Origin of the sequence: Comamonas testosteroni ATCC 11996 (genome assembly GCF_000241525.1) — a bacterium.
Lineage (GTDB): Bacteria > Pseudomonadota > Gammaproteobacteria > Burkholderiales > Burkholderiaceae_C > Comamonas > Comamonas testosteroni.
The window spans coordinates 82475-106406 of the sequence record NZ_AHIL01000041.1; the positions used below are offsets into that span (position 1 = coordinate 82475).

At 62.6% G+C, this 23932-nt stretch carries 19 protein-coding genes; 9 read left to right on the forward strand and 10 right to left on the reverse strand.

Annotated features, from left to right (window positions below; translation table 11 throughout):
* Window positions 1–2: 2 nt before the first annotated feature.
* Entirely contained in the window at window positions 3–947 is a 945-nt protein-coding gene (gene hemC, locus CTATCC11996_RS17775) for a hydroxymethylbilane synthase (RefSeq protein ID WP_003078752.1), read from the reverse strand.
* Window positions 948–1025: 78 nt separating this feature from the next.
* On the opposite strand from hemC, the gene ppc reads away from it, so the two are divergent.
* Window positions 1026–3875 carry a phosphoenolpyruvate carboxylase gene (gene ppc / locus CTATCC11996_RS17780; RefSeq protein WP_003078754.1) on the forward strand — a complete coding sequence of 950 codons (2850 nt, stop codon included), beginning with the start codon at window positions 1026–1028 and terminating at the stop codon, window positions 3873–3875.
* Between the two features lie 448 nt (window positions 3876–4323).
* On the opposite strand, the gene flhC is transcribed toward ppc, so the two are convergent.
* From flhC to CTATCC11996_RS17810, 5 genes are all read right to left on the reverse strand, one after another.
* Window positions 4324–4875 carry a flagellar transcriptional regulator FlhC gene (gene flhC / locus CTATCC11996_RS17785; protein ID WP_003078755.1) on the reverse strand — a complete coding sequence of 184 codons (552 nt, stop codon included), beginning with the start codon at window positions 4873–4875 and terminating at the stop codon, window positions 4324–4326.
* A 38-nt stretch (window positions 4876–4913) separates the two neighbouring features.
* Entirely contained in the window at window positions 4914–5240 is a 327-nt protein-coding gene (gene flhD / locus CTATCC11996_RS17790) for a flagellar transcriptional regulator FlhD (protein WP_003078756.1), read from the reverse strand.
* Between the two features lie 628 nt (window positions 5241–5868).
* Window positions 5869–6780 carry a sulfurtransferase gene (locus CTATCC11996_RS17800; protein ID WP_034349588.1) on the reverse strand — a complete coding sequence of 304 codons (912 nt, stop codon included), beginning with the start codon at window positions 6778–6780 and terminating at the stop codon, window positions 5869–5871.
* 207 nt (window positions 6781–6987) lie between these two features.
* Window positions 6988–7902 carry a DMT family transporter gene (locus CTATCC11996_RS17805; RefSeq protein ID WP_003078764.1) on the reverse strand — a complete coding sequence of 305 codons (915 nt, stop codon included), beginning with the start codon at window positions 7900–7902 and terminating at the stop codon, window positions 6988–6990.
* A gap of 83 nt (window positions 7903–7985) precedes the next feature.
* Complete coding sequence (locus CTATCC11996_RS17810) at window positions 7986–9125, reverse strand: aromatic ring-hydroxylating oxygenase subunit alpha (RefSeq protein WP_003078766.1); 1140 nt, start codon at window positions 9123–9125, stop codon at window positions 7986–7988.
* A gap of 431 nt (window positions 9126–9556) precedes the next feature.
* Between CTATCC11996_RS17810 and xseB the strand changes: the two genes are divergently transcribed.
* The 5 genes from xseB (at window position 9557) to CTATCC11996_RS17840 (ending at window position 15275) form a co-directional block, all read left to right on the forward strand.
* Window positions 9557–9796, forward strand: a complete 240-nt coding sequence (xseB, locus tag CTATCC11996_RS17820; RefSeq protein ID WP_003078769.1) for an exodeoxyribonuclease VII small subunit — start codon at window positions 9557–9559, stop codon at window positions 9794–9796.
* Between the two features lie 37 nt (window positions 9797–9833).
* Window positions 9834–10775 (forward strand): polyprenyl synthetase family protein, encoded by a 942-nt coding sequence (locus CTATCC11996_RS17825; protein ID WP_042438195.1) that lies wholly within the window; start codon window positions 9834–9836, stop codon window positions 10773–10775.
* A 65-nt stretch (window positions 10776–10840) separates the two neighbouring features.
* Window positions 10841–12709: a 1-deoxy-D-xylulose-5-phosphate synthase gene (gene dxs, locus CTATCC11996_RS17830; protein WP_003078774.1), complete on the forward strand. Its 1869-nt coding sequence runs from the start codon at window positions 10841–10843 to the stop codon at window positions 12707–12709.
* Window positions 12710–12923: 214 nt separating this feature from the next.
* Window positions 12924–14006 carry a type 2 periplasmic-binding domain-containing protein gene (locus tag CTATCC11996_RS17835; RefSeq protein ID WP_003078776.1) on the forward strand — a complete coding sequence of 361 codons (1083 nt, stop codon included), beginning with the start codon at window positions 12924–12926 and terminating at the stop codon, window positions 14004–14006.
* 186 nt (window positions 14007–14192) lie between these two features.
* A complete protein-coding gene (locus CTATCC11996_RS17840) occupies window positions 14193–15275 on the forward strand; it encodes a TRAP transporter substrate-binding protein (RefSeq protein WP_003069176.1) in 1083 nt (360 codons plus the stop codon).
* Here CTATCC11996_RS17840 and CTATCC11996_RS17845 read toward each other — a convergent pair.
* The 4 genes from CTATCC11996_RS17845 to CTATCC11996_RS17860 form a co-directional block, all read right to left on the reverse strand.
* Entirely contained in the window at window positions 15244–15927 is a 684-nt protein-coding gene (locus tag CTATCC11996_RS17845; protein WP_238532425.1) for a hypothetical protein, read from the reverse strand. The genes CTATCC11996_RS17840 and CTATCC11996_RS17845 overlap by 32 nt on opposite strands.
* Before the next feature lie 65 nt (window positions 15928–15992).
* On the reverse strand, window positions 15993–17834 hold the full coding sequence (locus CTATCC11996_RS17850; RefSeq protein WP_003078780.1) for a TRAP transporter large permease: 1842 nt from the start codon (window positions 17832–17834) through the stop codon (window positions 15993–15995).
* 19 nt (window positions 17835–17853) lie between these two features.
* Entirely contained in the window at window positions 17854–18474 is a 621-nt protein-coding gene (locus CTATCC11996_RS17855; RefSeq protein WP_003078781.1) for a TRAP transporter small permease subunit, read from the reverse strand.
* A 345-nt stretch (window positions 18475–18819) separates the two neighbouring features.
* Complete coding sequence (locus CTATCC11996_RS17860) at window positions 18820–19992, reverse strand: helix-turn-helix domain-containing protein (RefSeq protein ID WP_003078782.1); 1173 nt, start codon at window positions 19990–19992, stop codon at window positions 18820–18822.
* Between the two features lie 158 nt (window positions 19993–20150).
* Here CTATCC11996_RS17860 and CTATCC11996_RS17865 point away from each other — a divergent pair, with 158 nt between their 5' ends.
* From CTATCC11996_RS17865 to CTATCC11996_RS17875, 3 genes are read left to right on the forward strand one after another with little or no spacing between them, the layout of a single operon-like run.
* Entirely contained in the window at window positions 20151–20621 is a 471-nt protein-coding gene (locus CTATCC11996_RS17865; RefSeq protein ID WP_003078784.1) for a (2Fe-2S)-binding protein, read from the forward strand.
* Between the two features lie 39 nt (window positions 20622–20660).
* Window positions 20661–23048: a xanthine dehydrogenase family protein molybdopterin-binding subunit gene (locus tag CTATCC11996_RS17870; protein ID WP_003078786.1), complete on the forward strand. Its 2388-nt coding sequence runs from the start codon at window positions 20661–20663 to the stop codon at window positions 23046–23048.
* Window positions 23049–23094: 46 nt separating this feature from the next.
* The gene (locus CTATCC11996_RS17875; RefSeq protein ID WP_003078788.1) at window positions 23095–23880 is read left to right on the forward strand and encodes an FAD binding domain-containing protein; all 786 of its coding nucleotides are present in this window, start codon (window positions 23095–23097) and stop codon (window positions 23878–23880) included.
* Window positions 23881–23932: the final 52 nt, after the last annotated feature.

Genomic DNA, 23932 nt, shown 5'->3' on the forward strand with positions numbered 1-23932 from the left:
GCTCAGTCCTGCTTGGGCGCCGCAGGCACGGCACCTGCAGCTTGCAGTTGCGCGGCCAGTTGCTCGCCCAGGGCATTGGCGCTGGCAAAGTCCGTGACTTGGGCGCTGGCCTGCACGCGAACCAGACCCTTGCTGCCTTCCATATCGCCCCAGGCCGCATCCATGTGCAGGGTGTCGCCTTCAAAGCGGCCATAGGCGGCCAGCGGCATGGAGCAGCTGCCGCCCATGCAGCGGCTGACGGCGCGCTCGGCGGTCACGGTCAGCCAGGTGGGCATATGGGCCAGCGGGGCCAGGGCGTCGATGATGTCCTGACGGTCGGCGCGCACCTCGATGCCCAATGCACCCTGACCGGCGGCGGGCAGCATCTGGGCCGGGTCGAATCGGGCGCGGATGCGCTCGCTCATCTCCAGGCGCATCAGGCCGGCGGCGGCGAGCACGATGGCGTCGTACTGGCCTTCGTCGAGCTTGCGCAGGCGGGTGTTGACATTGCCGCGCAGGGCTTCGATCTTGAGGTCGGGGCGCAGCGCCTGCAGCAGGGCCTGGCGGCGCAGGCTGGAGGTGCCGACCACGGCGCCCTGGGGCAGCTCGTCCAGCGATGCATAGCGGTTGGAGACAAAGGCGTCACGCGGGTCTTCGCGCGTCATCACGCAGGCCAGCACGAAGCCCTCGGGCAGCTCCATGGGCACATCCTTCAGGGAGTGCACGGCCAGATCGGCGCGGCCTTCCTCGAGAGCCACTTCCAGCTCCTTGACGAACAGGCCCTTGCCGCCCACCTTGGACAGGGCTCGGTCCAGAATCAGATCGCCCTTGGTCGTCATCCCCAGCAGATCGACGCTGTGGCCGCGCCCGCGCAAGATCGCCTGCACATGCTCGGCCTGCCACATGGCCAGCTGGCTCTCACGTGTGGCAATGACGATTACTGTGGGTGAGGATGCAGAAAATTTCATGACGGCGCGGTCTCAAGCGGGTAACAGGGAATGCTAGCATGGCAAGTTGCCTTACACCGTGCCCAAGGAGAATAGTTCATGCCTTCCGCCCGCCCCAAGAGCGCCGCACATGCAGACAAACATGGCGACAAGCCGGCACGCAAGACCGACAAGGATTTGCCGCTGATCGAGGACATACGGCTGCTGGGGCGCATTCTGGGCGATGTGATTCGCGAGCAGGAGGGCGGGCCGGCCTACGAGCTGGTCGAGCAGGTACGCCAGCTTTCGGTGGCCTTCAGGCGCGATGCCGACGAAGCGGCCGACAAGGCGCTCAAGAAACTGCTCAAGGGACTGTCCAGCGACCAGACGGTGAGCGTGATTCGCGCCTTCACCTATTTCTCGCACCTGGCCAATCTGGCCGAAGACCGCCACCACATCCGCCGCCGCGCCGTGCACGAGCGAGCCGGCAACACGCAGGAAGGCAGCATCGAGGTGGCACTGGCGCGCCTGCGCTGGGCGGGCATCTCGACGGCCACCGTGGTCAATACGCTGGCCAGGAGTTTCATCTCGCCCGTGCTGACGGCTCACCCCACCGAGGTGCAGCGCCAGAGCATTCTGACGGCCGAGCGCCGCATTGCCCAGTTGCTGGCCGAGCGCGACGATATCCTGATGCGCGCCCAGCTCTACAACAGTGCCAAGGATGCACTGACCCCGCGCGAGCTGACGCGGGTGGAGGCGCAACTGCGTGCCTGCGTGGCCCAGCTCTGGCAGACCCGGCTGCTGCGCCATTCCAAGCTCACGGTGGCCGACGAGATCGAGAACGCCCTGTCCTATTACGAGGCGACGTTCCTGCAGGAGATCCCCAAGATCTACGAGCAGCTGGAGCAGGAGCTGGGCGAGAAGCTGCCCGAGCAGAGCTTTTTGCGCATGGGTCAATGGATAGGCGGCGACCGCGACGGCAATCCCTTTGTGACGGCCGAGAGTCTGGAGCTGGCCCTGACGCGTCAGGCCGACGTGGCGCTGCGCCACTATCTGCGCGAGGTGCACTATCTGGGCGGCGAGCTGTCGCTGTCGGCCAATCTGGTGGACATCACGCCCGAGATGCAGGCGCTGGCCGATGCCTCGCCCGACCACAATGTGCACCGCAGTGACGAGCCTTATCGCCGGGCGCTGACGGGCATCTATGCGCGGCTGGCCGCGACGCTCAGGCAGCTGACGGGCGGCGAGGCGGCACGCCACGCCGTAGCGCCCCAGAACGCCTATGCTTCGGCCGACGCGTTTCTGGCCGATCTGCAGATCATCGACGACTCGCTGTCGCGCTATCACGGCAATGCCCTGGCGCCGCAGCGCCTGCGCCCGCTGATGCGTGCCGTGCGGGTCTTTGGTTTCTATCTGTCCACGGTGGACCTGCGTCAAAGCTCGGACAAGCACGAAGAAGTGGTGCGCGAGCTGCTCTCGGTCGCCAAGGTCGAGCTCGATTACAGCCTGCTCGAAGAAGACGCCAAATGCGCGCTGCTGGTGCGCCTGCTCGAAGACGCACGCCCCCTGCGCGTCATGGGCGGCGACTACGGCGACCACACGCGCAGCGAGCTGGCCATCTTCGAGACCGCCAAGCGCCTGCGCGAGCGCCTGGGCGGCGAGGCGATTCGCCATTGCATCATCAGCCACACCGAGACCGTCAGCGATCTGCTCGAGGTGCTGCTGCTGCAAAAGGAAGTGGGCCTGCTGCGCGGCACCCTGCAGGACGGTGCGCAATGCGACCTGATCGTGGTGCCGCTGTTCGAGACCATCGAGGATCTGCGCAATGCCGCGCCCATCATGCGCCGCTACTACCAGTTGCCAGGCATTGCCGAGCTGGTCCGAAAAAGTGGCGGCGAGCAGGACATCATGCTGGGCTACAGCGACAGCAACAAGGACGGAGGCATCTTCACCAGCAACTGGGAGCTGTACCGGGCCGAGATTGCGCTGGTCGATCTGTTTGACGATCTGGCCGACCACTACGGCATCCAGCTGCGCATGTTCCATGGCCGTGGCGGCACCGTGGGACGTGGCGGCGGCCCCAGCTATCAGGCCATCCTGGCGCAGCCACCGGGCACGGTGCGCGGTCAGATCCGCCTGACCGAGCAGGGCGAGGTCATCGCCTCCAAATACGCCAACCCCGAGATCGGGCGCCGCAACCTGGAAACCCTGGTGGCCGCCACGCTGGAGGCCACGCTGCTGCAGCCGACCAAGCCGGCGACCAAGGCCTTCCTGGAGGCTGCGGCGTTTCTGTCCGAAGCCAGCATGGCGGCCTACCGCGCGCTGGTCTACGAGACTCCGGGCTTTACCAATTACTTCTTCAGCAGCACGCCGATTCGCGAGATCGCCGAACTCAATATCGGTTCGCGCCCCGCATCGCGCAAGGCGACCCAGGCCATCGAGGACCTGCGCGCCATTCCCTGGGGCTTCAGCTGGGGGCAGTGCCGACTGACGCTGCCGGGCTGGTATGGTTTCGGCTCGGCGATCCAGGCCTTCATCCACCGCCCCGGCAAGGATGCCAAGGCGCAGCTGGCACTGCTGCAGAAGATGTACCGCCAGTGGCCGTTCTTCCGCACCCTGCTGTCGAATATGGACATGGTGCTGGCCAAGAGCGACCTGAACCTGGCCTCGCGCTACAGCGAGCTGGTGACCGACACGCGCTTGCGCCGCCGCATCTTCGGTGCGATCGAAGCCGAGTGGCACAGCACTGTGGAGGCGCTCAACCAGATAACGGGTGACAAGCAGCGCCTGGAGCACAACTCGGCACTGGCGCGTTCCATCCGCCACCGCTTCCCCTATATCGATCCGCTCAACCACCTGCAGGTGGAGCTGGTGCGCCGCTGGCGTGCGGGACAGACCGACGACAGGGTCAAGAACGGCATCCACCTGTCCATCAACGGCATTGCCGCCGGAGTACGCAACACGGGTTGAGAGCGCTGGCGGGTGCTCCTGAATAAGGAGCTTATATCGCTAATTAATAAAGGGTTTCAGGTATATAAGTACTTGAAATCCTTTTTTATATGGCGCTGTCAGCTATGAAAGTTGAAATGGCGTCAAACCAGCATGCTTGCACAGTGAGCCATCAAGCAAATGCTGTCGCAGCTTCGCAGCCATCAAGGCCGGGCACGCTAAAAGCATCGCAGCAGATCACGGGGGATAGGCAGCAACTTTAGGAGCTGCCTGCGCCAATGCATAAAGGGTTTGAGGCATATGAATGCTTCAAACCCTTTTATATATGGCGCTAGTTGCTATGAAAGTTGAAAAGCCTTCAAGCACTCATGCTCCAAAAGCGAGACATCAAGCAAGCGCCGCCGCGCAGCGAGGATGTCGTCCCCCCCTCAGGGGGAAGCCGCAAAGCGGCTCAGGGGGAGTCAACCCCTCAGTGAAGCATCAAGGAGCCAGCCGCCTTGCTCTTGCCGGCGCGAGCGGGAGGGTTGCACAGGCCGCACTGGTAGTGGCGCGCATTCTCGTAAGGCTCGGTCACGAACTGGCCCTTGCAGACCGAGCACTGGGTGCGCGTCAGCATCTGTGCATCGACAAACTTCACCAGGCGCCAGGCGCGGGTAAAGGACAGCAGCACCTCAAGTTCGGCAGCCTGAATCTGTTCGGCATAGAGGCGGTAGGCCTTGGTCAGCTGCTCGGCCGAGTCCAGCTCCACGCCCTTGGACAGGTATTCGTAGATGTTGAGGAACAGCGAGCTGTGGATGTTTTCCTGCCAGGTCAGAAACCAGTCCGTGGAAAACGGCAACTGGCCCTTGGAGGGAGACTTTCCCGAGATTTCCTTGTACAGCCGGATCAGGCGTTCATAAGACAGCGTGGTCTCGGACTCCAGCACCTGCATGCGGGCGCCCATCTCGATGAGCATGGCGGCGCGCTCGATTTGCTTGGATTCGTTCAGAACGCTTTTGGTGGCAGTCTTGGCGGCGGGCATCAATCTCTCCTTAAAACCAGGTAGTCGCTAGCGGGTGCTCAGAGCACTTCGGAGACACGGCTGGCCATCAGGATGTTGGCGTGCAGCGTATTGGTGGCGGCGTTGCCGATCTTGTTGCCGCTGTGATTGGTCAGCAAGCTCCAGACCATTTCGTCATCGGCGCGGAAGCTGGCCAGCAAGGTGTTGCGCGATGCCAGCTTGAGCACCTGGGCCGAAGACAGCGAGCCCAGCAGGTCGCAGGACTCTTCGTTCAGACCCAGACGGAACACGGCCTCGGCCTTGTCCTGGCGGATCAGGGTCTGGGCCAGCATCAGGTAGGTGAGGTTGGCTTCGCGGATCTCGGCAAGCAGTTGTTCGTTGTTCATGGGTCCAGTCCTTTCAATCTCGACAGACCGTCACGGCACACACAAACAAGACGTTAAAAGTGTTTCGATCTGTTGAAATGAATTGTGTTTCAAGCCTTGATCGAACTGAAGTCGGGGAGCGTCGGTATCGCCGGTCTGGTTTTACAGGCAGGCATGTAGGATTTCCCTTACTGCTTTGCCGTCCTTCGGGATGACTCGGAGTGCCGCGTGGGGGCTGACATTGCATCAGGCCGGATTCCGCTGGTGCATGTATTGTGAATCTGTCCGGAAGATGACAAACGAGGAAATAGGCGGCTTTTTATTCGGTATCTGATCGCCTATGAAACAGGGCAGCCCGGATTCCCTGTGATAACGGTCCGCAGCCGGGTTGCCAAGCTGCATCGGCATGGGAGTGCGGACATGAGCCTCGGCCATGCCGCCAAGGCTCGGGGCGTCGCGAAGGAGTGGGCTTGGTCTGGCCTGGCTTGGCTTGGCGCTGATCAAGCGCACCGCACCGCACCTAGTTTGCGCCTGTCTGCCGTGATCACGGTGCACTGTGTCCGTGGCCCAGGGGCTGAACCCGGCAAGCGCGGGGGAGAGCATGCCTGTTTGAGGCCGGTGTCTGGCGCGGCACCGGCATGCGGCAGCCTCAGCCCTTCTCGGCCGGGCGGGAGGGCCGGCTGCACCACTCGCTCCAGCTGCCGGCAAACAAGGCAGTGGGAGCAAAGCCGGCAATGCGCATGGCCAGCACATTGGGGGTGGCGCTGACACCGCTGCCGCACTGGTGCACCACGCTGGCGGGGTCGCGCCCGGCCAGCAACTGGTCAAACTCTGCCTTGAGCAGCGCTGCGGGCTTGAAGCGTCCGTCGGCGGCGATATTGCTGCCGAACGGGCGGTTCAGCGCACCCGGAATATGGCCTGCCACCGGGTCCAGGGGCTCCACCTCGCCGCGGTAGCGGGCCGGGGCCCGGGCATCGATGAGGGTCTGGGTGGCCTGACCCAGGTCGGCCTCGACCTGAGCGACGGTCTTGAGCGTCTCCAGCGGCTGGCCCAGTTCAAAGTTGGACTGGAAATGGCCGGGCTCTTCCCCGCTGCTCAAGGCCTGGCCGGCCGCCTGCCAGGCCTGCAGCCCGCCATCGAGCACGGCCACGGCATCGTGGCCGGCCCAGCGCAGCATCCACCACAGGCGACCGCAGTAATTGGCAGCGTTGCGGTCATAGACCACGGCCTGCATATCGTTGGCAAAGCCTATGGACGACAGCCAGGCGGAAAAGCGCTCGCGCGTGGGCAAGGGGTGGCGGCCACCGGATGCGGACTGCACGCTGGTGGCGACCTGGCCGTCTTCGCCGGGCGTGCCATGCGGTGCGCTGAGGTCTTTGTCCAGGTCGGCGAAGACTGCGCCGGAGATATGGACCTGCAGATACTGCTCGCGGCCGGCAGGCGGGTTCATGAGGTCAAAGCTGCAGTCAAACACCATCAAGGGCTTGCCGCTGGCCTTGAGCCCGGCCAGCTGTTCGACGGAAATCAGGGTGTTGTAGTGCTCGGGCGTCGAGTGATTCATGGCTTGCTGCTCCAAAGATTGAATGGCTGCAGACGGCATGGCGTGCAGTCTTGCGGCATGCAGACCATTATGCGATCGGGCCGTAGCGCCGGTGCTCCGCTGCTTCATTGTTTGGATATGGCAAGCCGCGCAGATCCGGCGTGGACTGCGCGGCAGGCTGGGGCAGCTGACGTGCATGGCGAAGGCGCAGGGCGCCCCCTGCCATGGCTAGCCCCTGGAGCGCAAGGCGGTTGCTGCGGCTCCGCTGGCGACGATGAGCACAATGCCCACCCAGCCGATCAGGGGGATGCTCTCACCGAACAGCACCAGGCTGAGCAGGGCGGCAAACACAATGCCCGAGTACTGCAGATTGGCGACGACCAGAGTGTTGGTCTTGCTGCCTGCCGAGGCATAGGCCTTGGTCATGCAGACCTGGGCCACGGCGGCCAGCACGCCCACGGGCACCAGCCACAGCGCGCTCCAGCCGGGGAAGGGCGAGATGCCGGTGAACAGCATGGTGATGCCGCCAGCAACAGCCGAGCCGACCGAGAAATAGAACACCACGCGGGTTTCAGGCTCGCCCAGGCGCGACAGGGTGGTCACCTGCATATAGGCCATGGCCGCAAACATGCCGCCAAACAGGCCGCCGAGCGCAGCCACCCATTCGCTGGCCGGGGCGCTGGTAGGGCGCAGCACCAGCAGCACGCCGACAAAACCCGCCACCACCGTGGACACCAGGCCCCAGGGGAAGGGCGGAATGGCGCGGCGGGTTTCGGGCTCGGCCGCATAGGATTTGCGAAGGGTATGGCGCATCCACAGGCCCTGGGCGATGAGAAACACCGCCATCCAGATGCTGCTCATGGAGTTGAGCGTGGTGGCCGTGGCCAGCGGCAGATGGCCGATGGCGTAGAACCAGGCACCCATGGAGATCACGCCGACAAAGCTGCGCCAGGCATGCTCACGCGAGTACTGGGTGGTCAGCGTCACGCCGCTGCGCCTGGCCAGCCAGATCAGCAGCGCCATGCTGACCAGGCCGCGGTAGAACACGATCTCCGCCGCATTGAAGTCCTGGGAGGCAAACTTCACACACACACTCATGACCGCAAAAATCAACGCGGCCAACACCATCCACAGGGCTTGCATATCTCACTCAATTCAGCATAAAAAATAGCTGCTGTGCTTATGGGGTAAGCGATAGCAGCTATCAGTCTTGAGGTTTACCTCATTCAGCGTTGGGGAACGCTGTCACCCATGATGCGGCGATACCACTCATGGAAATGTTGCATGCCGTCTTCCATGGGGCTCTGATAGGGGCCGACCTCGTTGTCGCCGCGTTCATACAGGGCCTTGCGGCCGCCGTCCATGCGCTCGGCGATCTCGTCGTCCTCGATGCAGGTTTCCATGTAGGCGGCCTTCTGGGCCTGCACGAACTCGGGCTCAAAGGCGGCGATTTCCTCGGGGTAGAAGAACTCCACCACGTTCAGCGTCCTGTCCACGGCAAGCGGGTGCAGGGTCGAGACCGTGAGCACATGCGGATACCACTCCACCATGATGTGGGGGTAGTAGGTCAGCCAGATGGCGCCGCGATCGGGCAGCTCGCCATTGCGGTAGGCCAGCAGCACCTCGTGCCATTTCTTGTAGATGTCCGAGCCGGGGTTGCCGAAGCTGGGGGCCACACCCACGGTCTGCACCGAGTACTCGCTGGCGAATTCCCACTTCAGATCGTCGCAGGTGACGAAGTTGCCCAGACCGGGGTGGAAGGGGCCGACGTGATAGTCCTCCAGATAGACCTCGATAAAGGTCTTCCAGTTGTAGTTGCACTCGTGCATCTCGACATGGTCGAGCACAAAGCCGTCGAACTGGAGCTGCTCGCGCAGCTTCATGCCGGCCAGGTCGGCCTCGATGTCGCGGCCGTTGTCCTCGAACAGCAGTCCGTTCCACTCGCGCAGACGGTAGTTGTTGAGGTTCAGGCAGGGGTCGTGGCTGAAATGGGGCGCGCCCAGCAACTCGCCGCTGGTGCTGTAGGTCCAGCGGTGCAGCGGGCAGACAATGTTGCCGCCGGCATGGCCCTTGCCCTCGGACAGCAGATTGCCGCGTCCCTTGAGCATCACGGCCTGGCGGTGGCGGCAGACATTGGAGATCAGCTCGATCTCGCCCTTGGCATTGCGCACCAAGGCGCGCCCCTCTTTTTCCTGAGGCAGGGCGTAGTAGTCGCCTATCTCGGGAACGGCCAGCTGATGGCCCACATAGCGCGGGCCGCGCTTGAAAATCGTTTCCAACTCGCGCTGGAACAGCGCTTCGTCGAAATAACTTGAAACTGGTAGTTGGCTTGCGGCCTGCTGCAGTTGAAGACTTAAATCAGTCATGGATGACCTGACCTAAAGACTCCCCACAGGGAGGGTGCACGTGCGCACACGGTAAAAAACGAAACCGGCCTTGTCTGGACACGGGCTTCAGGCAATAGGCGGTGGCTTGGACAGCCGACTCGTTTGCCCGACCGGATGACCAGGCACGGGGCCGGCTTGACGGGAATGGGATTATAGGCTGTGGGGTTATTTCCGTTTTTCTGGTACGTGTATTGACGTTATTTCGTCGATCTAGCGAAAAATCCTGTCAGCAAGCTGCCAGCCGCGCGCAAACCTTGGCAGGTCGCCAAAAAGGTCGGCAAGAACGGCGCCGACCTGGCCGGAAGTCACAGCCAAGACATCTCTCTCCGGCCGGCTTTGCGGGCATTGCACGCCAATGGTGCAGGGACGCCTAAAATCGTCGTTTTCGTCCAACATAAGCCACACCCTCCATGCCCAAGGCCGCTGCCGTCAAAAAATCCGAACAACCTGTCAGCTATGAAGCTGCTTTGCAGGAGCTGGAACAACTGATTGCGCAGATCGAATCGGGTCAGCTGCCGCTGGAGCAGATGCTCAGCGGCTACCAGCGTGCGGCCGAGCTGCTGGGCTTTTGCCGCAGCCAGCTCGAAGCCGTGCAGGAGCAGGTCAAGGTACTGGATGAAGGCAAGCTGTCCGCCTGGACCCAGGACTGATCCCGGCGTCCGCGCTTTTTGCCTTGAAGATGCACCCATGAATGAATCAATGATTGCCCAACCATCGACGCCTTTGAACGAGGGCAAGCCAGCCCTGGATTTTTCCGTCTGGATGCAGGAGAGACTGGCGCGCACCGAAGATGCGCTGTCGCGCTGGGTGGGCATCAATGCACCTGCGGGCCTGGGTGAAGCCATGCGCTACGCCGTGCTCGATGGCGGCAAGCGCTTGCGACCGCTGCTGGTATGGGCGGCTGCCGAGGCAGTGGGTGGTCTGGCTGCGGCCACGCTGCGCGCAGGTTGCGCTGTTGAGCTGATTCACGCTTATTCCCTGGTGCACGACGACATGCCCTGCATGGACAACGACACCATGCGTCGTGGCAAGCCCACCGTGCATGTGCAGTTTGGCGAAGCCTCGGCACTGCTGGCCGGCGATGCTCTGCAGGCCCTGGCGTTCGAGCTGCTGCTGCCTGAAGACGACGGCATTCCCTGCTCCATGCAGGCCAAGCTTTGCCGTCTGCTGGGCGCGGCGGCGGGCAGCCAGGGCATGGCCGGCGGCCAGGCCATCGACCTGGCCAGCGTGGGCAAGCAACTGAGTGAGGCGCAACTGCGCGAAATGCACCGCCTCAAGACCGGTGCGCTGCTGCTGGGCAGCGTGCTCATGGGAGCTGCCTGCAATGCGCAGACCGACGTCAGGGCACTGGCTGCGCTGACCGTCTACGGCCAGGCACTGGGCGTGGCTTTCCAGGTGGTGGACGACATTCTGGATGTGGTGGCCGACTCCGCAACGCTGGGCAAGACGGCCGGCAAGGACGCGGCCAATGACAAGCCCACTTTTGTGTCGCTGCTGGGGCTGGAGGCTGCGAGAGCCCATGCCGAGCAGCTGCGCCAGCAGGCTCATGCCGCCTTGACGCGCAGCGGTCTGGCCGACACGCAGGCCTTGGGTGCACTGGCCGATATGGTCGTGCAGCGTACCCACTGAGATTTAATAGAGAAGCCCTGTAATCCAGTATTGGTAAACACTAGCAGCTATTAAAAATATAGAACATGTCCACGAATACCTCTTCCCTGCTGCACAACATCAACGATCCCGCAGATATGCGCGGCCTCTCGCGCTCCCAGCTCAAGAGCCTGGCCGCAGAGCTGCGCACCTATGTGATCGACAGCGTTTCAAGGACCGGCGGGCACCTCAGCTCCAACCTGGGGACGGTGGAGTTGACCGTGGCGCTGCACTCGGTGTTCAACACGCCCTATGACCGCATCGTCTGGGATGTGGGCCACCAGACCTATCCGCACAAGATATTGACCGGCCGCCGCGATCGCATGGGCACGCTGCGCCAGTTCGGCGGCCTGTCCGGCTTTCCCCAGCGGGCCGAGAGCGAATACGACACTTTTGGCACGGCGCACTCGTCCACCAGCATCTCTGCTGCGCTGGGCATGGCTCTGGCCGCCAAGCAAAAAGGCGAGGATCGCCGTGCAATAGCCGTGATCGGCGACGGCGCGATGACGGCCGGCATGGCGTTCGAGGCGCTGAACAACGGCGGCGTGCATGACGCCAACCTGCTGGTCATCCTCAACGACAACGATATGAGCATCAGCCCGCCTGTGGGCGCGCTCAATCGCTATCTGGCCCAGCTGATGAGCGGTCAGTTCTACGCCAAGGCCCGCGATGTGGGCAAGAGCGTTCTCAAGCAGGTGCCGCCCTTGCTGGAGCTGGCCAAGCGTCTGGAGCAACAGGCCAAGGGCATGGTCGTGCCTGCCACCATGTTCGAGCAATTCGGCTTCAACTACATCGGTCCCATCGACGGCCATGATCTCGATTCGCTGATTCCCACACTGGAGAACATCAAGGGTCTCAAGGGCCCGCAGTTCCTGCATGTGGTCACCAAAAAGGGTCAAGGCTACAAGCTGGCCGAGGCCGATCCCGTGGCCTATCACGGCCCCGGGAAGTTCGACCCGGCAGTTGGTCTGGTCAAGCCGGCCACGCCTGCCAAGCAGACCTTCACCCAGGTGTTTGGTCACTGGCTCTGTGATATGGCGGCCAAGGACCAGCGTCTGGTCGGCATCACGCCCGCCATGCGTGAAGGCTCGGGCATGGTGGAATTCCACAAGCGCTTTCCCGGTCGCTACTACGACGTGGGCATTGCCGAGCAGCATGCAGTCACTTTCGCCGGCGGTATGGCCTGCGAAGGCGTCAAGCCCGTGGTGGCCATCTATTCCACTTTCCTGCAGCGTGCCTATGACCAGCTGATCCACGACGTCGCGCTGCAGAACCTGCCTGTGGTGTTTGCTCTGGATCGCGCTGGTCTGGTGGGCGCCGACGGTGCCACGCACGCCGGTGCCTATGACATCGCCTTTGTGCGCTGCATTCCCAATATGAGCATGGCCTGCCCGGCTGACGAACGTGAAACGCGCCAGTTGCTGAGTACGGCCTATGAGCAGCATCACCCCGTCTGCGTCCGCTATCCGCGCGGCGCCGGTGTGGGCGTGACTCCGCTGGAAAGTCTGGAAGGTCTGCCCTTCGGCAAGGGCGAGATGCGCCGCGAGTCGGCCTCCAAAAAGGTGGCGATTCTGGCTTTCGGCAGCTTGCTGTACCCTGCCTTGCAGGCCGCCGAAGCCTTGGATGCCAGCGTGGCCAATATGCGCTGGGCCAAGCCTCTCGATGAAGAATTGTTGCTCCAGATCGCCGCCGAGCATGAACTCATCGTTACGCTGGAAGAGGGTTGCATCATGGGCGGCGCTGGCAGTGCCGTCATGGAGAGCCTTGCCGCCCATGGCCTGAGCAAGAGCGTGCTGCAGCTGGGTCTGCCTGACGAGTTCATCGAGCATGGCGACCCCGCCAAGCTGCTAGCGCTGCAAGGGCTGGATGCGGCAGGCATCGAGGCCTCCATCCGCAAGCGTCTGGCTGCGGGCTGACGCAATATGGACATGGTTTGCGCAAGTCCAATGGATTGACACCGGGCCCTTCTATGAAGGGCCTTTTTCATTGCTTGTCGTCAAGAAAACTGACGGCAACCGCGAATCGCCACACGGCCGGCGTCTGCGTTCCTAGAATGCCTGTGGCTGCCGGCCTGTGATCAGGCTGCTGCAGCCGACTTTGCAATGGACAACTACTAGCGGAGAAATATTCATGGATCGTCGCTCACTCGTCAAACATGTGGGCATGGCCGGTGTGCTGGCAGCGGGCGTGGCTCCTGCGGTGCGCAGCCAGGAGGTGCTGCGCTGGCGCCTGGTGACGAGTTTCCCCAAAGTCCTTGATGCCATTTCTGGCGGGGCCGAGAAATTTGCCCAGTCGCTGCGTCTTATGTCGGGCGGCCAGATCGAGGTCAGCGTGCACTCTGCAGGCGAACTGATGCCCGCGTTTGGCGTGATGGAGGGGGTGCAGAACGGCGTGGTCGACATGGCTCTGACGGCACCCTACTACTTCACCGACAAGGACTACTGCTTTGCACTCGGGTGCGCCGTGCCCTTTGGTCTGACGGCGCGGCAGATGGATGCCTGGATGGAGTGGGGCGGTGGGCGCAAGCTCATAGATGATTTCTACGCGCAGTACAACATCAAGAGTCTGAGTGCCGGCAATACCGGCACGCAGATGGGGGGCTGGTACCGCAAGGAAATCAAGACCGTGCAGGATCTGCATGGTCTGCGCATGCGCGCTGGAGGTGGCTTGCTCGGCGATGCGCTGCAAAAGCTCGGCGTGCAGGCCGTCAACATGCCCATCGCTGATGCGCAGCAGGCACTGGAAAAGAACCGCCTTGATGCGGTGGAGTTTGTCGGCCCTTATGACGACCAGAAGCTGGGCTTCGGCAAGATCGCGCCTTACTACTACTATCCGGGCTGGTGGGAGGGCGGCGCCGAGCTGGCCTATTTCATCAACGCCAAGTCCTTTGCGGCCCTGACGCCTGAGCTGCGCGCCATGGTGGAGGCCGCAGCGGCGCTGGCCGCCAAGGATCTGACGGCCAAGTACCTTGCGTACAACCCCGCTGCGCTCAAGAAGCTGCTCAGCGAACGCGTGCAGCTGCGAGCCTTTCCGCGCGAGCTCATGGATGCGGGCTTCAAGGCCGTGATGGCCACCATGGCCGAGCATGAGGCCAAGTCGGCATCGTTCAAGAAAATTCATAGAAGCATGCGCGGATTCCAGCATGACCAGTTGCTCTGGGATCGTTTCTCCGAGTTCCGCTATGCCAGCTATATGAGCGCGGTACGGCTGTAAGCATCGGTCGCTGCCCGCCGAGGCCTGATTTGATGCACCTCACTAGGTAGAACTTCTTAAGCGAACGGTCACTTTTTAGCGCTTGCGAAACGGTTGGCTCGTGTACATTTTGTGCCTGTTGCATAAAACAAGCTGGCATAGATCAGTGGTCTGTATCAGCTCAATTCGTTCCTCAAGGAGACTAAAGTGGATCGTCGTTCCATTCTGAAAAATGCCGGTATCGCTGGCGTGCTGGCTGCGGGTGCAGCACCTGCTGTTCACGCCCAGGCCGCTGTGCGCTGGCGCCTGGCCTCCAGCTTTCCCAAGTCGCTGGACACCATCTTCGGCAGCGCTGAAAAGCTGTCGCAACTGGTCAAGGCCATGTCGGGCGGCAAGTTCGAGATTTCGGTGCACCCCGCTGGCGAGCTGATGCCCGCTTTCGGTGTGGTGGATGCGCTGCAGGGCGATACCATCGACATGGCACAGACCGCTGCCTACTACTTCACCGGCAAGGATCCCATCTTCGCCTTCAGCTGCGCCGTGCCCTTTGGCCTGACCGCATTGCAGATGAACGGCTGGAAAGACCATGGCAACGGCCGCAAGCTGCTCGACGCCTTCTTTGCCAAGTACAACTTCAAGACCGCATCGGCCGGCAACACCACGACCCAGATGGGCGGCTGGTACCGCAAGGAAATCAAGACCGTGGAAGACCTCAAGGGTCTGAAGATGCGTCTGGGCGGCGGCGTGTTCGGCGAGGCCATGGCCAAGCTGGGCGTGGTGGCGCAGAACATGCCTGCTGGCGATGTCTACCAGGCTCTGGAAAAGGGTACGCTGGACGCCGTGGAATTCGTCGGTCCCTACGACGATGAGAAGCTGGGCTTCAACAAGGTTGCGCCTTACTACTACTACCCCGGCTGGTGGGAAGGCTCTGCCGAGCTGGAGTTCTTCATCAACATCAAGAAGTACAACGCGCTGTCGCCCGAGAACAAGGCGATCCTGGACGCTGCAACCCGCGTGGCTGCCGCCGACATGACCAGCAAGTACCAGGTGCTGAATCCTCAGGCCATCAAGCGCCTGGTGGCCAACAAGACCCAGCTCAAGATGTTCCCCAAGCCTTTGATGGACGCCGGCTTCAAGGCCTCCATGGAAGTGTTTGCCGAGCACGAAGCCAAGTCGCCCGAATTCAAGAAGATCCACCAGGACATGCGCGCCTTCCAGCGCGACCAGATTCTGTGGAACCGCTTCTCCGAGTACCCTTTCAATCAGTACATGGCGACTGCCAAGATCTGATTGCGCTCAGACTCCAGAGTGCCGGCGCCATGCGCTGGCTGCTAAAAAACCGCAGCAAGCTGCGGTTTTTTTCATGCGTCCGAAATGATGCGAGCCTGAGTTGAGCGGCTCCTGCGTAGGACAGCGCAAGCAGCAAATCCTCCAGGCCTTCGACGGTTGCAGAGCCCAGGCCCATGGTCGCTTTCACTCCTTCTGCCAGGACTTGCGGGTCCGACATGAAGTGAACGACTTGCTGCAGCCCCACCTTATCGGGCTCGTTCTCATCGTCCCGATCAAACCAATCGTTGAACCAGTCGATGAGCGCATTGGAGGCCTTCTCTTCCGCCAGACCTTGCACTTGCAGCGACAGCCAGTCCCAGACAAAGGGCTGCCGCTCCACTGCGGAATCACCGAGGCGGAAATGAATGGGTTCGAATTCGAGCCGGGTCTGTGAATCCACCTTTGCAGGTTCTGCGCTGTTTTCCGATGCGGGGATGGCATCGACCAGGCAGGGTAGATTCCATGCACCTTCGGTAGCCAGCGTTCCATCGCTGTTGCGATAGGCCGCCTTCACATGAGAGTCCTGAGCATTGGCTGCCGGTGACAGCAGGTCAGCAATTCGGCGGTGCTCATTATGGTTTCCCGGGAAAGCAGCAAATCTATCACTCAGCAATCTCTGCTCAATGAAAAAGCCCCGGCTCTTGCGAGCCGGGGCTGTATCAGCGAAGGAGAGCCGATTTACTTGCTCGCAGGAGCTGCGTTCAGCGAATCCTGCAAGGCCTTGGCTGGGTCGTCCGAGCCATAGCCGCCCGCATCGGGCGCGGCCGGAGCAGGCTGGCTGCCATCGGCAGGGGCCTCTGGCGCAGCAGAGCCTTCTTCACCGCCTTCAGGCGCTCCGAAGGGGTTGTCTGCACCATAGCCGCCGCCAGCATCATTGAGCTGGTTGAGCATCTCGTCGCCCACCTTGTTCATGTCCACGACCACCGGTTTGTCGAGCGCGCCGGTCACGATGCCGGGGAAGGCGATCAGCACACCCACCATCACCAGCTGAATCAGCACAAAGGGCACGGCACCCTTGTAGATCTGCATGGTGGTGACGGGCTCGATGACCTTGTGCGTGACCTTGTCAACGTATTGCTTGTCCGGAGCGACCGAGCGCAGGAAGAACAGTGCAAAACCGAAGGGCGGATGCATGAACGAGGTCTGCATGTTCACGGCCAGCAGCACGCCGAACCAGATCAGGTCGATGCCCATCTTCTCGGCCACGGGCCCCAGCAGAGGCACCACGATGAACGAGAGTTCAAAGTAGTCCAGGAAGAAGGCCAGGAAGAATATCATGATGTTGACCACGATCAGGAAACCAACCTGGCCGCCGGGCAGGCTGGTCAGCAGGTGTTCCACCCACTTGGGGCCGTCGGCGGCCTGGAACACCAGGCTGAAGGTGGTGGCGCCGATCATGATGAACATCACGAAGCTTGCCAGCTTGGTGGTCGAGGCCAGGGCCTGCTTGAGCAGATCCATGTTCAGGCGTCGGCGGGCAAAACCCATGATCAGTGCTGCCATGGCGCCCATGGCGCCGCCTTCGGTGGGAGTCGCAATGCCCAGGAAGATGGTGCCCAGCACCAGGAAGATCAGCAGCAGCGGTGGGATCAGCACAAAGGTCACGCGCTCGGCCAGCTTGGACAGCAGGCCCAGCTTGAGGACCCGGTTGAGCGCGGCGATCACGAAGGCGATGAAGGTGCCGCCGCACATGGCGGTGACGATCTTCTCGTCAGTGGCGACTTCGGTGACTTCCTTGCCCTGCCACCAGGTGTGCAGGTCGGCCATATGGCTGGCCAGGAAGATGGCCACGATGGTGGACAGGCCCATCACCACGACCAGCGAGGTATAGCCGGAGTTGCCGTTGGACTCGCGGTAGATGCGCGCTTCGGGCGGCAGTGCAGGCACGGTATGGGGCTTGAAGATGGCCAGGAATGCCACCCAGACCACGTACAGGCCCATGAGCATGAAGCCGGGAATGAAGGCACCCTTGTACATATCGCCCACGCTCTTGCCCAGCTGGTCGGCCATCAGAATCAGCACCAGCGAGGGTGGGATGATCTGGGCCAGCGTGCCCGAGGCGGCAATCACACCCGATGCCAGGCGGCGGTCATAGCCGTAGCGCAGCATGATGGGCAGAGAGATCAGGCCCATGGAGATCACCGAAGCGGCAACCACGCCGGTGGTGGCGGCCAGCAGCGCGCCCACAAAGATCACGGCCAGCGCCAGACCGCCGCGGATCGGTCCGAACACCTGACCGACAGTGTCGAGCAGGTCCTCTGCCATGCCGGAGCGTTCAAGAATCAGGCCCATCAAGGTGAAGAAAGGCACGGCCAACAAGGTGTCGTTGGCCATGATGCCAATCAGGCGCTGGGGCAGCCAGGCCATCACGGAGGAGGGAAAGACCCCCAGTTCGATGCCCAGAAAGCCGAAGGTCAGGCCCGCGGCGCCCAGGCTGAAGGCCACGGGAAAGCCCAGCAGCAAAAAGCAGATCAGCCCCGCAAACATGATGGGGGCGTAGTTGGTAGCGATAAATTCCATCGATTGTCTCCCGCTACCGTTATGCCTTGGCCTGGGCGGCCAGCGCCTCAGCCTGCTTGCGATCGGCTTCGGCGCGCAGGGCCTCGGCCAGTTCTTCCTCGGCGCTCTTGTCGCTGAGCTTGCCCATGGGGTCGGGGCCGTCACCGGTCAGGAAGGCAATGCGCTTGATCAGCTCGGAGATGCCCTGCAGCAGCAGCAAGGTGATGCCTACAGGAATCGCCGTCCATACGGGCCAACGGATCAGACCGCCGGGGTTGCCCGACATTTCTCCGGACTGGTACATCTGAATCACCACCGGCATGCTCAGCCACAGAATGGTCAGGCATAGCGGGGTGAGAAAGAAGGCAAAGCCGACGATGTCGATCCAGACCTGGGCCTTTTTGGACAGACGGCTGTTGATCACGTCGATGCGCACATGTTCGCGGTGCAGCAGGGTGTAGCCCGCCGCAATCAGAAAGGACCATGCGAACAGATACCACTGGACTTCCAGAAAGGCATTGGAGCTGGTGTCGAAGGCCTTGCGAACAATGGCGTTGGCGGCGCTGATGAAGGTGGCGGCAAATATCAGCCAGATTGAATATTTGCCGACGAAGGCGTTGAGCCTGTCGATAGCCCTGGGCAGGGCAAGTAAAGCCTGCATGGTGTCTCCAAAAAGTAGGCCGTGTATGCGTCGCGCTGTTGGGCTGGTAAGCCTTAGGGCGATCTGAGTTTTTGAACCGAACTGGAGATTCTACGGACGCAGGTATGGTGTTTTTTACAAATACGCACGCAAATGTGGCGCCCGAGCGTCAGTTGTGTCTGCTATGCGCACGATAGCTGCAAGTGCATGGCTGGTGCCGCTTAGATGATTGTTTTATTGAGGTATTTTTGATTTTTGATGGGCTTTGATGCTAGTGGGCGCCTGCTGTCGTGGAGGGCGTCTATGTGCTGAAACTAGGGCAAATCCGGAGAGAGTCAAACTGCCTTGAATCCGGTTCAAGACCTCTTATTTGCTGGCCAGCCGGCGATAGAGCGTGGCCCGGCTCAATCCCAGATTGCGGGCTGCCACGGTTACATTCCCGTGAGCCTCCTGCATGGCCTGCTGAATCAGCAGCAACTCGCTGGTGCGCAGCGGCGTGGCCATGGTATTGGCAGATATTTGCCGGCTGGCTGCGCCGGAACCCGTCATGACGGGGGCGCGCAGCAAGGGGCCGGCCTGTGCCAGCGCCAGCAGGCGCAGACCGGACCACAGCGGCAGTTGCAGTGGCGTCTCGGGCCGCTGGCGCGCATGCTCGATCAGATGGCTCCAGGGCAGGGCCAGCAGCTCATGGCTCTGAATGAGCGAATCCTCACCAGGGGCTTGCAGAGGGCGTGGCACCAGTTGCCTGGCCACGGTATTGCTGCCCAGCAATCTGCCTTCGGCGTCAAACATCATCAGGCCTTCACCCTCCTGGCCCAGCGGCCCGCCTGGCCAGTTCACGCGCAGCAGCAGGGTGTGAGGCAGGGCCCGCAGCAATCGATCTTCGATGGCGCGTGCACAGCGCAGCGCCAGCAGCAGCAGCTCGGGGCGCTCGGGGACATCAATGCCGGTGATGTCCAGCATGCCCAGGCATTCGCCCTGAGGGCCGAATACCGGAGCACCTGCGCAGCTGTAGTCGCGCAGATCGTCAAAAAAATGTTCCTGCCGGTGCAGCCATACCGGGCTGAGCTCGGCCAGCGTCGCGCCTATGGCCGAGGTGCCCACGCCGCGCTCGGACAGGTCCACGCCGACCCGGCCAACGGCCAGCGCGCGCAGATCGCTGTGGTCGACGGGGCCTTGCACCTCCAGCGCCAGGCCCTGCGCATCGGTGAGCAGGCAGAAGTAGCGCATGGCGCCCACGGCCGCCACCAGTTGCGTCATGACCGGGCGTGCGGCCTGCAGCAGCAACTGGTGCCGATCCTGGGCGTGGCGCAGCGCATGAGGTCCAACCGCCTCGAACTCCACTCTTTGCGCGGGATGGCGCCCCTGGGCCATGCAGCGCTGCCAGGAGCGCCAGAGCCAGGGGGCAAGGCCAGACGGTATCAGCGCATGGGAGGAGTCCGCCTCCAGCAGCAGCTGCCTGGCCTGGACAAGGAGGGAGTGGCGTGAACCTGGATGGGCTGCGGCTTGCGCGGATGTGGCGAGGCTGGCGGGCGACATGCGGACTCCGGACAGTGTTTCATTTTGAGAATATCTGTGCGTACTGCGCCTGACTTGGGGGTCAACCCTAGCGCCTTGCATCGCGGTAACTGCCCACCATAGAGAGTGAGGTTGTGCTTTGTTACCCAACTCTTCGGATATAGGCAGGAGGCATCACGATGAATGTTCAGTTCACGGTCAATGGCCGCGCGGCCAGCATTGACGTCCCCCCCAATACCTTGCTGGTGCAGGCGCTGCGTGAACAGCTGCGCCTGACCGGCACACATGTGGGCTGCGATACCAGTCAGTGCGGAGCCTGCACGGTGCTGGTCAATGGCAAGGCCATCAAGTCCTGCACCATGCTGGCCGTGCAGGCGCAGGGCGCCGAGGTCCAGACCATAGAGGGCATGGCCGCAGCCGATGGAGCCATGCACCCCATGCAGGCGGCGTTCAAGCAGTGCCATGGCCTGCAGTGCGGCTTCTGCACGCCCGGCATGGTGATGAGTGCGGTGGATCTGTGCCGCCAGAAGCCTCAGGCCACCGATGCCGAGATCCGCGAACTGCTCGAAGGCAATATCTGCCGCTGCACGGGCTACCAGAACATCGTCGCCGCCGTCAAGGCAGGTCGCGACGGCATGAGCGCCGCTTGAGTCGCGCATCACAACTACAACTAGAAGAGGAGACACACCATGGGTGCATCTGACTTTTCCAAGCTGCCGCATATCGGCGAGCCCCTTTTGCGTCGCGAGGACGAGCGCTTTCTGACCGGCGCAGGCCAGTACACGGACGACATCACGCTGGGCGCACAGACCTATGCGGTGTTTGTGCGCTCGCCCCATGCCCATGCCAGGTTGCGCAGCGTCAACATCGATGCAGCCAAGGCAGCTGAGGGCGTAATCGGTGTTCTCACAGGGGCCGACGTGGCTGCAGCCGGTATCAACGGCCTGCCCTGCGGCTGGCTGATCACCAGCACTAATGGCGAGCCCATGAAGGAGCCGCCGCACCCGATTCTGGCCCTCGATACTGTGCGCTATGTGGGCGATCAGGTGGCTATGGTGGTTGCCGAGACCCTGCAGCAGGCACGCGATGCCGCTGAGCTGGTGGAGGTTGACTACGAGGTGCTGCCTGCGGTGGTGAATGTGGCCGATGCAGCGGGCGGCAAAAAGCCCGGGGCTGTGGTGCACGACATTGCCCCGGACAACCATTGCTACAAATGGGCGATTGGCGACAAGGCGGCTGTGGATGCCGTGTTTGCGGGCGCGGCCCATGTGACGCGGCTGGACCTGGTCAACAACCGGCTGATCCCCAATGCGATGGAGCCGCGCGTGGCCATCGGCAGCTACAACCGCGCCATGGATGAGTACACGCTGTACGTGGCCAACCAGAACCCGCATGTGGAGCGGCTGCTGATGACGGCCTTCGTCATGGGTCTGCCGGAGAGCAAGGTGCGCGTGATTGCGCCCGATGTGGGTGGAGGCTTCGGCTCCAAGATCTTTCTGTATGCCGAGGATGTCTGCCTGACCTGGGCGGCCAAGAAGCTCAACCGCAATATCAAGTGGACGGCCGATCGCAGCGAATCCTTCCTGACAGATGCCCACGGCCGCGACCATGTCAGCCATGCCGAGATGGCCATGGATGCCGACGGCAAGTTCCTGGCCATGCGCGTGCATACCGATGCGAATCTGGGTGCCTATCTGTCCACCTTCGCCAGCGCCGTTCCGACGATTCTTTACGCAACGCTGCTGGCGGGGCAGTACACCACGCCGCAGATCCATATCGAGGTCGATGCCTGGTTCACCAACACCTCGCCCGTGGATGCCTACCGGGGCGCAGGCCGCCCCGAGGCCACGTACCTGCTCGAGCGCCTGGTCAGTCGCTGCGCCTGGGAAATGAATCTGTCCCAGGCCGAAATCCGCCGCCGCAACTTCATCACCAGCTTTCCCTATCAGACGCCGGTAGCGCTGCAGTACGACATAGGCGACTACAAAGCCTGCATGGATCAGGCCGAGCAACTGGCCGATGTGGCGGGCTTTGCGGCCCGGCGTGCCGCCAGCGAGGCCAAAGGCCTCAGGCGCGGCCTGGGCTACAGCAGCTATATCGAGGCCTGTGGTCTGGCGCCCAGCAATATTGCCGGGGCACTGGGCGCGCGTGCCGGCCTGTTCGAGTGCGGCGAGGTGCGCGTCCACCCCACTGGCAGCGTGACGGTGTTCACGGGCTCTCACAGCCACGGTCAGGGGCATGAGACGACTTTTGCCCAGGTGGTGGCGGCGCGGCTGGGCATTCCCGTCGAGCATGTCGAGATCGTCCATGGCGATACGGGCCGCGTGCCCTTTGGCATGGGAACCTATGGCTCGCGCTCCATCAGCGTGGGAGGGGCGGCCATCATGAAGGCGCTGGACAAGATCGAGGCCAAGGCCAAGAAGATCGCCGCGCACCTGATGGAGGCCAGCGACGCCGACATCGATTTCGCGGGAGGCGAGTTCACGGTGCGCGGCACCGACAGAAAGCTGCCGTTTGCCCAGATTGCGCTGACGGCCTATGTGCCGCACAACTATCCGCTGGACAAGCTGGAGCCGGGGCTGGACGAGACTGCTTTCTACGACCCCACCAACTTCACCTTCCCGGCCGGCACCTATATCTGCGAGGTCGAGGTGGACCTTGCCACGGGCGTGGTGCGCGTCGACCGCTTCAGTGCCGTGGACGATTTCGGCACCATCATCAACCCCATGATCGTGGAGGGTCAGGTTCATGGCGGACTGGCCCAGGGGATAGGTCAGGCGCTGCTGGAGAACTGCGTCTACGACCGTGACTCGGGGCAGTTGCTGACCGGCAGTTTCATGGACTACGCCATGCCCCGCGCCGACGATCTGCCCGACTTCAAGCTGGGCACGGTCTGCACGCCCTGCACCCATAACCCGCTAGGTACCAAGGGCTGCGGCGAGGCCGGGGCCATAGGCTCGCCGCCTGCCGTGATCAACGCCGTGCTCGATGCACTGCATTCGCTGGGTGTCAAGGATCTGGACATGCCTGCCAGCCCGCACCGCGTGTGGGAGGCCATCGATGCTGCACGCCCCTGACCGCTGCCTGAACACACCCGACTGAGAGGAAGAGAGGACAACACATATGTATGCCTTCAGTTACTCCAATCCCCGGACGCTGGATGAGGTGAGCGCTGCCAGCGGCCAGTTTCTGGCCGGCGGCCAGAGCCTGATTCCTTCCATGAAGTTGCGTCTGGCCCAGCCTGGCGCGATTGTGGATCTCAATCAGGTCGATGGTCTGGCGGGAATCCGCGTCAGCGGCGATCAGGTCGAGATCGGCGCCATGACCCGTCATGCCGATGTCGCGGCCAGCCGTGAGGTGCAGGCCGCCATTCCAGCGCTGGCCGAACTGGCAGGCGGCATTGGCGATCGGCAGGTGCGCGCGCGCGGCACGATTGGCGGCTCGCTGGCCAACAACGACCCTGCGGCCTGCTATCCCAGTGCGGTGCTGGGGCTGGGTGCCACCGTGGTCACGAACTGGCGCGAGATAGCGGCAGACGACTTCTTCCAGGGCATGTACACCACGGCACTGGAAGAGGGCGAGCTGATCAAGGCCGTGCGCTTTCCGGTGCCCAGAAAGGCGGCCTATATCAAGTTCAAGCAGCCCGCGTCGCGCTTTGCGCTGGTGGGCGTTTTTGTGGCGCAGACGACGCAGGGCGTGCGTGTGGCCGTGACCGGCGCGGGGCTGTCGGTCTTCCGCCATGCGGGGCTGGAAGCCGCGCTCAACCAGAGCTTCACGGCCGCTGCGGCGGCTGCGGTGCTGATCGACGACAGCGAACTCAACAGCGATCTGCACGCCAGTGCGCGCTACCGGGCACAGCTGATCAGCGTCCTGACGCAGCGGGCGGTGGATCAGATGCTCTCTGCCTGAGCGGCTTGGCCGCTTTCCCCTCTCTCGCTTTGCTAGAGGGGGGCAGCAGCCT